We start from the raw sequence: 15,123 nt of genomic DNA, 5'->3' as shown, positions 1-15,123 counted from the left end.
CAAAAAATACTCTTCTCTAAATACGATTGAATTGTGCATGATCAGATTCCCTTCGCTTCTTAAGTCATTTGGAAGGAAGCATTGCTTACGGATAGTATGTCTGTATTTTTCGGCGCATTCAACCATATATTGGATTCGTTTATCATGTTAAAGAGGTTCTACACCATTTATAGCGTTGTGAGAGGGGAGTGATCATTTTGAATACTTCTAAACAAATGATGTCTCATAATTCCAATGATCGTTTTAGTAAACTTGGAATTTATAGCGTCCAAAGTGTCTTTATTATTCTGTTCTTGCTGTTAACCCCTGTCTACTATTTGAACAAATGGGACTTTAAACGTCACAAAAAGCGGAATCCTTTCTACACCAGTAAATTGGTTCGATTGCAAGAGCGTTATCCGATTTTCTACGAATTGGCCATGTACGTTCAAAATTTTCCTATTCCTCGTAATGTTTACAAAGTTTTACCCCCTTTAAAGGGCGATGTTCTTCAGGTGGGCTGTGGTACAGGTTTATTGAACAAGTATCTTCGCAAGCAGAAGGATGTTCGTTTTCTTAACATGGATCCGAATATAAATGCTCTAAAACTTGGAAAGAAGTGGGGAAGGTTTAATTCTTATATCCATGCTTTCATTGATAAACCGACTTCTTTACCTGATCATAGCTGCGATATGATTTTGTTTGCAAGAAGCTTTCATCACATTCGCTATCACAAAAAAGCCTTCATAGAGAGCTGCAGACTGTTACGTGACGGTGGATCTATCATTATTGCGGACCCGGTTGTTCTCAAGTCTCTTTCAGGTTCTGTAACGGACGGTGGTTATATGGCGAACTCTTCGATTGATGGTGTAATTTGGAGATTTACCAAAGAAACATTAATTACTCACATAGAGCGCTGTCTTCCTCCTGAATTAAAGATAGAATCAGTAACCGAAACGAGACAAGTGCATGTAACGAATTATAATTTATTTGTACCTCAGACAGATATCGTAGTGGTACTGCGAAAAAGGGAGGCTGTATACAATGACAACTAAATTTATTTATAGTGTTTGAAATCTGCAGCATTATTCAATGTTTATCCATTGCTCAGCCAGAAACATGTCTTGCGGATAATATAGGTAAAGGTATCTCTCCACAGAGGTGCCTTTTTTTGTTTTTAGGAACCAAGTCTTGTCCAAGCTGAAGACAAGATCATTGTGTAGGCTGCAACGTTTGTCGTGTCAAGGGAAGATGAGTTGCACGGGAATAACGGCGTTCTTGGGAGAATAGATATCATCCATTTGTTCACGTAACAGCTTTACAGCTGTTCGTGCCATTTCCTGTTCATCCTGCTGCACATAAGCTACGCCTGAAAGATGTGGATTATCAAAAGATAGCAAGTCGATATTTGAGTGAACGTTCAGAAGACTGATCGCGGCGGATGTAAGGCGTGCTGTTTCTTCAGTCAAGGAAAAGGCTGCCGAAATTCCACTGTGGTTCTGCAAGAAGTTGCTTACATAGTCCAATGCTTGCTCGCTGCGTAGAATGTCGAGAGGGATGTGACACCACAAGCTCTTGTCAATCGAGATGCCTTGATCTGTGTACGCCTGCTCAAAGCCGAGCGTACGATCCTCGACGGCTGTATTGGCATTTTCAGGTGAGATGAGCGCAATCTGCTGATGACTCTTGGATAACAAATGGGATACAGCTTTATACGCACCGCCGTAATTGTCGGATGTAATGGTGTACGTCTCAATGTTGCGCAGATAGCGGTCGATGAACACACACGGGAATTTATCGAGCGACAGACGCAGTAATGATTCGTTATACTTCTCATCTTCTGTTGGAAAAACGATCAACCCCTTCACACCGAGCTCCGTTAGTGTACGAATGACGTTTGATTCGATAGAGGAGGACTCGCGCGTGATGCTTAGTACCATGCTGAGGCAGGCTTCTTGTAGGAAGTGTTCCGTGTAGTCAACGAGCTTCTGAATGACACGGGTTCTCATCGTCGGAATGATGAAGCCGATGAGCGGCATGGAGCACGCGCTGCTTGGGGATGGCGAGAAATTGATGCTAGAAACAACAAGACTAGAAGAGACGAATGAGCCTTTGCCTTGTACGCGTATAATTAATCCTTCGTCAGCTAGTAGGGTTAGGGCGTTCCTGACGGTTATTTTACTTACTCTGAATTCGTCCATTAGTTCTTGTTCAGAAGGAATGCGGTCCGTTGGCCGAAGCTGCCCTGATTTAATTTTCTGTATAATATTTTCTCGAATTTGTTTGTAGAGCGCCAGCTTTTTCAAAGAGTAGCATCTCCCCATAAACTTTATGATTTTATAATCAATTGGTTATATAAAGCTTATTTCATATATATTATAATACGGCTTGTAAAGCGCTTACAATATGGAATCTGAGAAATTGTTGCGAAGGGGTCTTTTCTTTGAAAGGTTAGAATTATGTTAAGGATGGTGGTGCCAAGATGGATTGTAACCGCTTAAATTAACAGAACTAACCAGTCAGCCGACTTTTCAAATGCATAACAAAAAAGAGAGGATGACGAACAAATGAAAAAACGCAGTGCTTTAATCTCCATCGTTACACTCCTTATTATGTCACTTGTTTTTACTGCATGTGGTAATCCTTCTGGTTCAAAAACGGAAACACAGCAATTAGGCGCTAATGCCGGTGAGAATGCAACAGAATTATCATTTTGGACATTCGCAGATTTGCACGGCAAGCATTTGGATAAAATGCTGGGGTTATGGAACCAACAGAACCCAGACAAACAGATTAAGTTGAATGTAACGGTTATGCCTTACGATGATATGCACAACAAGCTCTTATTGGCAGTTACAAGCGGAAAAGGTGCTCCTGATATCGCGGATATTGAGCTTGGTCAATTCCCTAAATTCTTGGAAGGTGACAACGTTCCCCTGGAATCTTTGAATGATGTATTTGCACCATACAAAGACGTTGTTGTTCCTTCACGTGTCGAGATTTACTCCAAAGCTGATCAGGTTTATGGCTTTGATTATCACGTAGGTGCTACGCTTGCTTTCTACAACACTGAAATTCTCGAACAAGCAGGTGTTGACTACAAGACAATCAAAACGTGGGAAGATTACAAACAAGCAGGTATCAAGGTTTACGAAAAGACTGGCAAGTACTTAGGTACTGCTGATACATCAGCTTCGTGGCAAGCATCGCTGCTACTAGCTCAGCAAAATGCCGATTTTACAGATGAAAATGGTAATCCAAAAGTGAACTCGCCTGAAATGATTAAAGCGTATGAAATGTTAGTCGATCTGCAGAAGAACAATGTTATTCATACGATCCCTGGCGGACAACCCGACACAGAAGAAGCAAAAGGTGAATATAACAAAGGCAACTACGCAAGTGCATTGATGCCTGAGTGGTACATGTCCCGCTTTGTAAACGAAATGAAAGACCTTAAAGGTAAGTATGCAATAGCTCCATTGCCTGTATTCGAAGAAGGTAATCCTCGTTCCGTTGGCTTAGGCGGTACTGGCACAGTTGTTACTAAGAATGGTAAAGACGTTCAGTTGGCAAAAGAATTTGTAGCCTTTGCTAAGCTTTCGAAAGAAGCTACTACAGAAATCTGGAATACACTTGGATTTGACCCAATCAACATGGAAGTATGGAAAGATGATGCAGTTACGAAAAACCCTGAAAATGAATACGTCCAATACTTTAAAACAAATGCATTTGATACTTTGAATGAAATCAAAGACGAAATTAGAGCGATTAAGTCCGTTAAAGCTTCACCAACCATCGGCAATATATTCAATACGGTTACTTTGAATGCTATCTTTGAAGATGGCCAAGACGTGAAGGAAGCGTTGGATGAAGCACAAGCAGCAATTGAACAAGAATTGAAATAAATATAATAAGTAAATGATTTGATTAAACCTGTCGGCAGGTACAGTGGTCGGCAGGTTTAACCATAGTCAAGGGAGATTGAGAATATGATAAAGAAATTTGTATACTCTCAAAAAGTTGCACCTTATGTTTTTGTATTGCCATTTATACTCATATTTTTGGTATTCTGGTTTTTTCCGCTTGTAAATTCATTCGTAATGAGCTTTCAAGATAGGATGCTGGGACAGGATCCTAAATGGATTGGTGAAGCAAATTATTCGAAATTACTCACTGATAAAGTGTTTTTGACATCTATTAAAAATAGCATTGTGTACATGTTAGGAACCTTAGTGCTGTTGATTCCTTTTCCCATGTTATTCGCCGTTATGATCAACAGTAAGTTAATGATGGGAAGAGAGTTTTTTAAATCTTCTTTCTTTCTCCCTGCATTGACATCTGTCGCAGTTGCGGGTACCATTTTCCGCCTTACATTCGGTGAGATGGAAGGTTCATTAATGAACAGTTTCCTAGGTCTATTTGGTGTAGAGCCTATCAAATTTTTGAAAGACGGAAATTGGAGTATGGCAGCACTGTTAATCCTCGCATGTTGGAGATGGACAGGCGTTAATATGCTTTACTATCTATCGGGTTTGAAAAGCATTGACAATGAATATTATGAGGCTGCTTCAATTGACGGTGCATCTGCTTGGCAGAAGTTTAGAACGATCACAATGCCATTATTGAAGCCGACCACGGTATATGTTACAACAATTAGTGTTTATGCAGGTTTAGCCATGTTTACCGAGAGCCTCATGATGTTCAACGGTAACAAATCACCCCAAAATATTGGCTTAACCATTGTTGGATATCTGTATAGACAAGGGATTGAGCAGAATAAGCTGGGTTACGCAGCTGCAGTTGGTATCGTTCTGTTAGTCATTGCTATGGTTATCAATTTAACGCAGTTGAAATTTAATGGAATGTTCAAAAAGGAGGAGGATTAAAGTGGGCAGAAGTCAGACGAGGAGTGATTTCATCTCTAGAATAGTAATTATTTGTTTATTCATTATACTATTCGTTATAATTATGATCCCATTCTACGCAGTGGCCCTATCTTCCTTTAAACCAGGTGAATCATTAGTTAGATATGGACTTAACCTAAGTTTGGATTTTGAAATCATGAGTTTTGATAATTTCATCTTTCTGTTTACTGGAGAACATGATTATTTTGTGTGGTTTTGGAACAGTATAATTTTAACAATCGTTCAAGTGGTTTTAACACTTTTTGTAAGCGCATTTGTTGCATATGGTTTTGCAGCATATCATTTTAAAGGTAAGAACTTCCTCTTTATATGTGTTTTACTCATTATGATGGTGCCTTTCGAAATACTGCTGGTTCCTTTGTACAGCCTAATTAATGATTTGGGAATGGTGAATAGCTATTCGGCAATCATTCTGCCCGGTATAGCCAATGCCGCGACAATATTTTTCTTCAGGCAATATCTACGAAGCATACCCAAAGAGATTATTCAATCTGGGCGGGTTGATGGCGCAAACGAGTATGCGATTTATTTCAGACTAATTATGCCGATTATGAAGCCATCGTTTGCAGCAATGGCCATATTGAATGGTATGAATAGCTGGAATAATCTATTGTGGCCATTCATGGTGTTGGGAGATCAGAGTAAATATACACTTCCAATCGGTTTGAAAACGTTGTTAACTCCTTATGGCAATAACTATGACTTATTGATCGTGGGCTCCTTCTTCTCCATCATTCCAATTTTCATACTATTCATTGCTTTTCAGAAATATTTCATAGACGGTATGACTGCAGGCGCTGTTAAAGGGTAATCTATATTATGATAAAACAGGTGATAAGATGGAAATCCAACAACGTGCGTCACACGACATTCAACCATTAATTGAACAGAGAGCTGATCCTTTTATTTACAGACATTCGGATGGTTATTATTACTTCGTAGCATCCGTTCCGGAGTATGATCGGATTGAAATCCGTAGAGCCCAGAACCTTGAGAAGCTTGTTACATCAACTCCTGTAGTGATCTGGAGAAAGCGCGAGACTGGTATCCTTAGTGCTAATATTTGGGCACCCGAACTGCATTTTATTGATGACAAATGGTACGTGTATTTCGCTGCCGCACACACGATGGAAACGAATGAAGGCTTGTTCGACCATCGGATGTACGTGCTAGAGAATGAAAATGCCAATCCGCTCGAAGGCATTTGGACGGAAAGGGGGCAGGTTCGTACCGAGTGGGAAAGCTTCGCCCTCGATGCCACTACCTTTGAGCATAATGGAAGCCGTTATTACGTATGGGCACAAAAGGATCCGAATATTGAAGGTAACTCTAATCTGTATATATCTAATATGAGCAATCCGTGGACGTTGACTGGGCCGCAAACGATGATTTCGATGCCGGAATATGACTGGGAAATCATTGGTTATAAAGTGAACGAAGGCGCGGCATTTATTCGCAAAGGTAATCGGGTATTCCTCTCTTACTCGGCTAGCGCCACCGATTTCAATTATTGCATGGGCTTACTTGAAGCCGATGCGGATGCTGATTTGCTCGATGCCACCTCATGGCGCAAGTCGCAAGCAGCGGTTTTCTCTACAGATGAGAGTATCTCAATGTATGGTCCCGGTCATAATTCCTTCACGGTGTCAGAGGACGGCGAAGAGACGCTATTTGTGTTCCACGCAAGAACGTACAAGAACATTATAGGAGATCCGCTGTACGATCCGAATCGCCATACATTTGTGACGGAGCTTTTGTGGACGGCTGACGGCAAACCCGATTTCCGCGGCTCTGTTGCAGCACTTGCACGTTCTGTACAATGAACGAGTGTCCCAACAAGGTTGATTGATGGATTTGAATTCGTTTATCCAACTTGCCAAAGAGAGACAGTTAGAACATCGAAGGCACCCTACTGGGTGCCTTCGATTTCGCTCTACAGATAATACTTCGAACAACAGTTCTGACTAACGACTTGAAATATCTAGGGGAACAAACAAATGTATTGTCTAAAGAAATTGAGGCGAGTTATGGAAGAAGTTGCAATCTAAAGATTCGGGAAACGATAGCTCAATAAAACCGAGGATAGGGCAGGTTATAATCGAACTGCTTAGCGACTTTTTTTATTGTCGAGGGACAAGAACATTGTTCCATTCGAGTCGCTATTATAGCGGCTTTTTTTGTTTTAAGGAACCAAGTTCTTGTCCCAAGCTAAGGACAAGAACTTGGTTCCTTTGCCGAAAAAGACAAGAACATTGTGGCATTTCGGATTAGGTATTCATCTAAATATTACTGCGAGGGAACTCATGTAGCGACATAAAAGCCTGAGAGTAAGTATTTTTGTTTTTTTGCTGACAATATTGGTTGAACTATAAACATTTCACTGAGCCCGAGAGGGAAGCCATAACATATGCAAAGGGTTCTTTATTCACTATCATTCCATTATTCTGGCAGCATGTTGTTCCCGATATTGCTGAGGCGTAATGCCGAAGTGATCCTGAAATTTTTTGTAAAAGAAGCTCAAGTTGCTGTGCCCCGTACTGCTGGCAATATCATAAATCGGGCGATTGGTATTGGCGAGCAAGAACGCGCAGTAGTTGAATTTTTCACTCTGAACCAGATCCTTGAAGGTCTGACCGGTTGTTTTTTTGATCAAGGTGGACAAATAGTTGGCATTGAAGTTGAAATGCTCCGCGGTGGATGTGAGGGTGCAGTCCATATAATGATTCTCAATATATTTCAAAATTTCAATGATCGTCACCTTGTTCTGCGTCAGTGTGCGAGGACGATTCGTGTCGTACTGGAACACACGCAGCAGTTCGTAGAAGATCAGCAGCATATAGGAATCCATCATCTCGGATGAGCCGAGTGACGGGTCATAAAATTCACAGAGCAGTTGTCTCATCAGGATAGGAATGTTGGTGTTATTCTCGGAATGAAAAATAATGTACCGGTTATGATTCTTACGATCTGAGATGGCATTCGCCAGAAAGTGAGACAGAATGCCATTGTTGGCCAGTTTGCTCAGGAAAGAAGAGGAAAAGTAACGCTTACGAATCAGAATATTAATAATCACATCTTCTTCCGATGTGGACAGAATGGCGTGGGGAATGCCTGTATCTACAATACAGATCTGTCCGCTCTTTAGCGTGACCTTTTTTCCATTTATGATCTGGGTGCACTGACCGGAATATACGAAGCTGAGCTCAATAAAAGTGTGAATATGTAGCGGAACCTCGGCAAACCGTGTGTGCTTGGAAATGGTGATGTTGTCTTTCTCTCCAATCATGTCCGCAAAAACATAAACTTTCTGTCCTTCATGATCTACTCTCTTCAATGAATCGTAGGTAGCAGAGTGTGCAGAAGGATGAGCCTGATAATGCAGATCCCTATCCGTAAGCTTACGAAGCTTTGCATCCAATTGGTCGTGATTCATGCTCACTGCCTCCAGTCGGCTGAAGTTTGTAGTAACCTTAACATCTGAATTTATGACAGTCAATATGTACTGTTTTGATATTTCGGTCTTCATTTGAAAGCGCTATATTAAAAGTGTGAAGTGATTAAACATCTTTGTTTATATTTATATTGGTCTGTTTACGATTGATTAATGGATTTTAATGTATTGATTTATGTTTTGGTTCATATGGGATTTTCTTTATATAATATGTAATTTTGACACTTAATTGATAGGAGAGAGCATAAACAACGAAGTTGTCTGTCTAGCAGAAGGGAAGGGTTTTTGATGAGAAAGATGACCGAGGTGTTGGAAAACCGGGAGAACAATTATATTTTGCCTTTCTTCTGGCAGCATGGTGAAGAAGAACTTGTACTGCGTGAACATATGCAGATTATTGATGAGAGTGGCATCAAGGCGGTTTGTGTGGAATCCCGCCCGCATCCGGATTTTGTAGGGCCCCAATGGTGGACAGATCTGGATATCATCATGGATGAGGCGCGTAACCGGAAGATGAAAGTGTGGATTCTGGATGATTCTCATTTTCCTACAGGATATGCCGCTGGCAGAATCAAGACGGATTATCCCCAGTACCAGAAGCAGTTTCTGAAAATACATCAACAGGATTTCGTCGGACCCCAGCTTCAGGCGGGAATTCTGGTGAAATGGGCGCTGCAACGACCCGGCCAGAGAGGTATTAGTGTTGGAGTGGAGCAAGTAAAGTCGGATCATGAGGGAGAACAAAAGCAAGTCTTCTCGGCTAAAGATCGGATTGTTGGTGTAGTTGCCGCTCGCAAAACGGGACCTGATGAGATTGATCCCGATTCCCTGGTTGATCTGACCTCACAATTACATGAAGGAACGGTGCAATGGGATCTGCCTGAGGGGCGTTGGAGAATCTTTACGCTGGTTCTTACCTATGATGGAGGGGAAAAAGCAACCGAAGGATATCTGAATCCAATTGTGCCCGAAGCCACACAGGTGCTGATTGATACGGTGTACGAGGCACATTATGATCGATACAAAGATGATTTTGGATCGACACTGGCTGGATTTTTCTCGGATGAGCCAAGGTTTGGCAATGTAAAAGGACCACTGGCTTCCATCGGACGCCTAGATATGATTCTTCCGTGGTGTGAAGATTTGCAGGACATGTTAAAGCAGGAAGGATCCGACGATGATGTTATTCGTTCAATCCCCTTGTTGTGGGCGAATGCAGGTGTGAAAGGACAAGAGATGCGCTATCGCTACATGGATCTGATCACTCGATTATACGCAGAACATTTCACGGACAGATTGGGAGAGTGGTGTCGCGCCCATGGTGTAGAGTACATTGGGCATGTCATTGAAGACAATAACGCTCATGCAAGACTCGGTTATGGTACAGGGCATTTCTATCGCAGTCTGTGGGGGCAGGATATGTCCGGCATTGACGTGGTGCTTCATCAGATTCTGCCAGGCATGGATGATGGCTATTACAAATCATTCACATCCACTGGATGGGACGGTGAGTTCTTCCATTATGGAATGGCGAAGATGGGAACCTCACTCGGACACCTGGACCCTAAGAAGCACGGTCGTACCATGTGTGAATTGTACGGTGCATATGGGTTCGGAGAAGGGCTGAAACTGATGAAATGGCTAACGGACCACATGCTGGTACGGGGTGTGAACCATTTTGTGCCACATGCATTTTCGCCGAAAAAGTATCCTGATCCAGATTGTCCACCTCATCTATACGCGAACGGATATGATCCGCAGTATCGGTATCTGCCAATACTAACTTACTACATGAACAGAGTAAGTCATCTGTTATCGGATGGTGTGCATGTTGCACCGGCAGCCATTCTGTATCATGCAGAAGCGGAGTGGGCTGGAGAGTATATGTTGTTCCAGAAGCCCGCGAGAGAGCTTACGCAGAACCAGATAGATTTTGACATCGTTCCATCGGAACTGGTGATCTCGGCGCAGGTGAAAGACGGAAAACTCCAGATGAACCGTGAACAGTTCCCTGCCCTGATTATCCCTTATGCCGAAGCGCTACCGAGTCAATTAATTACTCAACTGGTTGCCTATGCCGAAGCCGGTTTACAGGTCTATTTCGTGGATAGACTTCCTGCTCGAAGCAGTGAAGGAGAGGATTGCACGAGCGAGTTGTCAGATCTGAAGAAGCATAAATCTGTGAGTATTGTTGCACTAGATGAACTGGCGACGCGCCTGCGGAGTGACCATGTGTATGAGATCACCGTTTCGGAATACCAGCCCTACTTGCGTTATTACCACTACCGTCATAACGACGGTGAGGTATATATGTTCTTCAATGAAGATCCGGCAAAAGCGATTGAGACCACGATTACCGTTCCGGCTTTGAAAGGCGTGGATGAGATGTACATCTATAATGCTTTTGCGAATACACTCTCACCACTTCACACCAGCATGTATGGAAACAAGCAATCATTCTCCTTGAGGCTCGAAAAATATGAATCTGTGTTGATTGTGCAGGGGACTGCACTGAGTGAGGAGATCGCGGAAGTCTCAACTGCACATTGTTCATACAGCAACCTACACGAGATTACAGGAGAGTGGAAGCTCTCCTTGGCAACGGCTAAGCAATACCCGGAATTCTCTGCATATGGGACATGTGCTGAACTTACTTCACTTGCCGTACCGACGATGTTACCCGAGTTCTCGGGGACCGTGCGATATGAGATAGAGTTCGATATGCACGAAGTACCGGCAGCAGCGCGGCTGGTCATTCATGAACCGTACGAAGTAGCTCAAGTGTGGCTGAATGGGCATGATATCGGAACGCGAATCTGTCCGCCTTATGCGTACGAAGCAAGCGGATATTTAGAACCAAAGGGCAACAGACTTGTGATTGAAGTGACGAATACGCTTGTAAAAGAACAGCAAGATTTCCTGTCCCAGTTCCTGATTCAGGAACCGACAGGTATTGTAGGTAATGTCTATTTACAGTACTGAGAATAGATATGGAATGCACATTGAATGCACACGAGCTTATTTGTTCATTCCATATCTCACCCATGAAGGAGTGAGCAGGCATGGATCATCGTCAACTGGCAACGGATGTGTTACGCAGTGTCGGAGGCAAAGAAAATATCAATAAGGTTACCCACTGTGTAACCCGGTTGAGATTCGAACTCAAAAACAGCAAAATCCCCAATGCCGAAGAGATCAAAGCAATGGATGGCGTGCTGACCGTTATTCAGCAAGGAGGACAATATCAGGTGGTCATCGGGAATCAGGTTGTTCCCGTATTTAATGAGCTGTCTTCCCTCCTGGGAGACATGAGCAATACTGAATCCTCCAATGAGGTACAAGGTGAGAAAAAAAGTCTCTTTGACCGCTTCACATCCATGATTTCCGGTGTTTTTATGCCTGTTATGGGAGCGCTTGCAGCAAGTGGTATTATTAAAGGATTGCTGGCTTGTCTATCTGCATTCGGTGCTCTGACGGCAACGGATGGAACGTATATCGTACTGAATGCTATCGGTGATGCACTGTTTTATTTCTTCCCGATTTTCCTGGGTAGCTCCGCCGCCAAATACTTTGGCTTGAATCAATATGTGGGAATGATTATTGGAAGTTCCATGGTCTACCCCGCGCTAGTGAGTTTTGTAGGCTCTGAGCAGCAGTTGACCTTCCTCAGTCTGCCGATGAATATCATGAATTACACATCATCCGTATTCCCTGCAATTGTTGCAGTATGGTTTGCATCCCTGTTAAATCGTGTTATTGAGAAGCGTATCGCGCAAGGTTTTAGATATTTTCTGGCTCCATTTATCGTACTCTTGGTTACGGTGCCACTGACACTGTTTATCATCGGTCCTGTAATCACATACCTCAGTAACGGTCTTGCTGATATTACAACGGCTATCTACAATTTTAATCCGATTCTTGCTGGACTTGTATTGGGTGGACCATGGATTCTGATCGTCATGTTTGGTTTGCACTGGGCCTTTATCCCAATCTTTATTAACAACATGGCAACTGTTGGTTACGATTCTGTGATGGGGTTACTGGCAGCGAATCAGTTTGCGATGGCAGGCGCAGCCTTGGCCTTTGGACTGAGAGCACGGGATAAACAGCTGAAAACACTGGGTATTTCAACGGGTGGCACAGCATTGCTCGGTGTGAGTGAACCTGCACTTTACGGTGTACTGCTTCCTCAAAAAAAACCGCTCATAATGGCGATTATTGGTGGTAGTATTGGTGGAGTGATCGGTGGAGCCTTTTTGTCCAAAGTTTATGCATTTGCTCCATCCGGCGTATTCGGTATTCCTGGTGCAGTCAATCCTCAAGGCATTGATCCCGGCTTCTATGGTTATGTGTTGCAAATGGCGGTGGGTCTGGTGGTTGGTTTCATTTTGACCTATCTGTGGGGATACCAAACCCGCACAAAATCCGGCGAGTTAGCAACGCAAGGCACAACGGATTCCGTATCTGTTTCCGGTATTGAGGAAACGGATGAAGGTTCAAGTTCATCTGTTACGAAAGCAGAGATGACGGTGTATAGCCCTGTTACTGGAGAGGTTGTTGACCTTGCAAGTGTTGCAGATGAGGCGTTCTCTAGTGAAGCGATGGGCAAAGGAATTGCAATTATCCCTTCAAACGGAACGATTGTATCTCCTGTTAAAGGTGTAGTTACCACGATAACCAAATCAAGACATGCGATTGCAGTCATTGCCAACGATGGTGTGGAGGTTCTGATCCATGTTGGCCTTGATACGGTCAAACTGAAAGGCGAGGGCTTCTCTCTCAAAGTCCAAGAAGGTGATTTGGTGAATGTCGGTGATGTCCTGATGGAAGTAGATTTGGCGAAAATTAAAGAAAGAGGTTTTGAATTGATTACTCCGCTGATAATAACGAACTCTGACAATTATGTGTCAGTAAGTCGGATGGGGGCACAAAATATTTCTGCGGGTAGTCCAGTAATTACAATAAAAGTGTAGAGGCAACTCCTTATGTTCTTTAACTCAATGAAGATGATTATCAAGCTCGCTCGCATAGCGGGCTATTTTTTTAAAGTCAAGAGATCATATAAATTGACATTAGCTCAATAACAGCACTATGTGTTATGCTGTCCAGGGACAAGAACATATTCCCATTGAAGCCGTTATTTTAGCGGCTTTTTTGTTTTATCGGTACAAGTTCGTGTCCCGAGCCAAGGACAAGAACTTGTACCGATTACCGAAATGGACAAGAAGATGGTCCGATTACCGATTAGATGAATATCTAAGTAAAAAGTACATTCAGGTAAGGCTTTATTAGGACAAATACAAATTATACAATTGTCACGTCAAGATGAAGCAACTGAGTTTCTGAGGGTAAACACGGGTTGCTAAGGATTACATTAGTGAGATTTCATAATAAAACTAGCCGTTGAGGGACAAGAACTTGTTCCCATTTCCGATTAGACAAAGACCTAAATAATGAGTAGATACAACTCATAAAGACTAAAGTCTTATATACACGATGATTTTAAGCGGAATTGTTTCCATCCACCTCATTACTTCCTGGTTCTGTTGAACTCAATTTTTCTATCATCTTTCTGATACATGGCATAAAAACATTTAAAATGGCCCCACTGAAGCAGACAGCCAGTGCAGTTCCTATACCTATGGGTCCACCAAAAATGAATGCCGTGAACAGAAGTACAACGTTAATCAGAGTTCTCGAATCTCGAAAAAAATATATTCGTTCGAGTTATTTTTTTTAGTGAGAGTGTTAACCGATCGATCGGAATCGGTGCAAAATTGGTCTGTAGATACATGGCCGTTCCTATTCCTGCAACAACCAAAACGCAGCCGAAACACAAAAATTTGAAAAACAATCTGATTGTATGGTCAAGGTAATGCCAAGAGTTAGAATTAAGATATCTATTGCATAAATTAAACATTGATTTACACGTGATAATGGCATCATTTCGATGATAAATCTTTTACCATTAGATAATGCGGAATTCCATCTTCCATAAATACATCGGAGGTAGTCTGGTATCCTAGCTTGTGATAAAATCCCTCTGCATGTGTCTGTCCGTGTAATTTAACTTTGGATATTTCTTTATTTTCTGCAATTTCTTCCAGTGATGTAACGATTAATTTACCGAGACCATATTCGCGATAAGGTTTTAAGATACATATTCGATCTAATTTACCTACGCCATCTCGAATAATAATTCTGCCTGTTCCGGCGGGTAGTTCATTAAAATAGACCAGGATGTGCTCACACTGTCCATCTAAATTATCATAATCATCAAACTCATCTTCAATTGGTACATTTTGTTCTTTCACAAACACTTCTTCTCTTATTTGAAAAGCGATGTTGAGCCCCTCAATTGAGTCTATTTTTTTTGATTTCATTTCTTATAATCCTTTCAGAAATTCATTTTGTAATTAAAAACAAATTAAACATACTTTTAGAATGATTATAAACGATAATTTTTTTGTTGTAAATACAACAAAAAAAGAGGAGCTAAAGGACTACGATTACAAAAAACGATCTCAATCCATGTAACCGATATGTTGACTGATCGTTCCCAAGTAGCTATATTTGATTTGGAAAAGTCATTAATCTGACTCCTAGTTTTCAAACACCTAAGAATCAATGTATTCTTTTTCAAGAACGATCGTTTTATTAAAATGAATGCCACTGTACACGACAGTAGGGGGAAACTAATATAAGATAGAATTCTCAGAGGTCAACCAGAGTAATTCGGTAAAAGAAACATTGCCATTTTGTAACATG

10 protein-coding genes are annotated in these 15,123 nt (G+C 41.9%); 7 read left to right on the top strand and 3 right to left on the bottom strand.

Annotated elements, in window-relative coordinates:
• Window positions 1-197 precede the first annotated feature (197 nt).
• Complete coding sequence (locus MKY28_RS09630) at window positions 198-1,034, top strand: class I SAM-dependent methyltransferase (RefSeq protein WP_047843251.1); 837 nt, start codon at window positions 198-200, stop codon at window positions 1,032-1,034.
• A 186-nt stretch (window positions 1,035-1,220) separates the two neighbouring features.
• Here the strand turns inward: MKY28_RS09630 and MKY28_RS09625 are convergent, their stop codons facing one another.
• A complete protein-coding gene (locus tag MKY28_RS09625; protein WP_017688249.1) occupies window positions 1,221-2,285 on the bottom strand; it encodes a GntR family transcriptional regulator in 1,065 nt (354 codons plus the stop codon).
• 261 nt (window positions 2,286-2,546) lie between these two features.
• Between MKY28_RS09625 and MKY28_RS09620 the strand changes: the two genes are divergently transcribed.
• The 4 genes from MKY28_RS09620 (at window position 2,547) to MKY28_RS09605 (ending at window position 6,727) form a co-directional block, all read left to right on the top strand.
• Window positions 2,547-3,884 carry an ABC transporter substrate-binding protein gene (locus MKY28_RS09620; protein ID WP_017688248.1) on the top strand — a complete coding sequence of 446 codons (1,338 nt, stop codon included), beginning with the start codon at window positions 2,547-2,549 and terminating at the stop codon, window positions 3,882-3,884.
• An 84-nt stretch (window positions 3,885-3,968) separates the two neighbouring features.
• A complete protein-coding gene (locus tag MKY28_RS09615) occupies window positions 3,969-4,865 on the top strand; it encodes a carbohydrate ABC transporter permease (protein ID WP_340935830.1) in 897 nt (298 codons plus the stop codon).
• A gap of 31 nt (window positions 4,866-4,896) precedes the next feature.
• On the top strand, window positions 4,897-5,715 hold the full coding sequence (locus MKY28_RS09610) for a carbohydrate ABC transporter permease (protein ID WP_445670920.1): 819 nt from the start codon (window positions 4,897-4,899) through the stop codon (window positions 5,713-5,715).
• Between the two features lie 28 nt (window positions 5,716-5,743).
• On the top strand, window positions 5,744-6,727 hold the full coding sequence (locus MKY28_RS09605; RefSeq protein ID WP_340935828.1) for a glycoside hydrolase family 43 protein: 984 nt from the start codon (window positions 5,744-5,746) through the stop codon (window positions 6,725-6,727).
• A 608-nt stretch (window positions 6,728-7,335) separates the two neighbouring features.
• Here MKY28_RS09605 and MKY28_RS09600 read toward each other — a convergent pair.
• Window positions 7,336-8,337 carry a helix-turn-helix domain-containing protein gene (locus MKY28_RS09600; protein ID WP_253508869.1) on the bottom strand — a complete coding sequence of 334 codons (1,002 nt, stop codon included), beginning with the start codon at window positions 8,335-8,337 and terminating at the stop codon, window positions 7,336-7,338.
• A gap of 306 nt (window positions 8,338-8,643) precedes the next feature.
• Here MKY28_RS09600 and MKY28_RS09595 point away from each other — a divergent pair, with 306 nt between their 5' ends.
• Window positions 8,644-11,337 carry a glycosyl hydrolase gene (locus MKY28_RS09595; RefSeq protein ID WP_340935827.1) on the top strand — a complete coding sequence of 898 codons (2,694 nt, stop codon included), beginning with the start codon at window positions 8,644-8,646 and terminating at the stop codon, window positions 11,335-11,337.
• Window positions 11,338-11,417: 80 nt separating this feature from the next.
• Window positions 11,418-13,328 carry a beta-glucoside-specific PTS transporter subunit IIABC gene (locus MKY28_RS09590; RefSeq protein ID WP_253508873.1) on the top strand — a complete coding sequence of 637 codons (1,911 nt, stop codon included), beginning with the start codon at window positions 11,418-11,420 and terminating at the stop codon, window positions 13,326-13,328.
• A gap of 969 nt (window positions 13,329-14,297) precedes the next feature.
• Here MKY28_RS09590 and MKY28_RS09585 read toward each other — a convergent pair.
• Complete coding sequence (locus MKY28_RS09585; RefSeq protein WP_076317727.1) at window positions 14,298-14,738, bottom strand: GNAT family N-acetyltransferase; 441 nt, start codon at window positions 14,736-14,738, stop codon at window positions 14,298-14,300.
• Window positions 14,739-15,123 lie beyond the last annotated feature (385 nt).

Origin of the sequence: Paenibacillus sp. FSL R5-0473, assembly GCF_038004565.1 — a bacterium.
In the GTDB taxonomy this organism is placed as follows: Bacteria; Bacillota; Bacilli; order Paenibacillales; family Paenibacillaceae; genus Paenibacillus; species Paenibacillus amylolyticus.
This window is presented reverse-complemented; position numbering and strand designations above follow the sequence as displayed.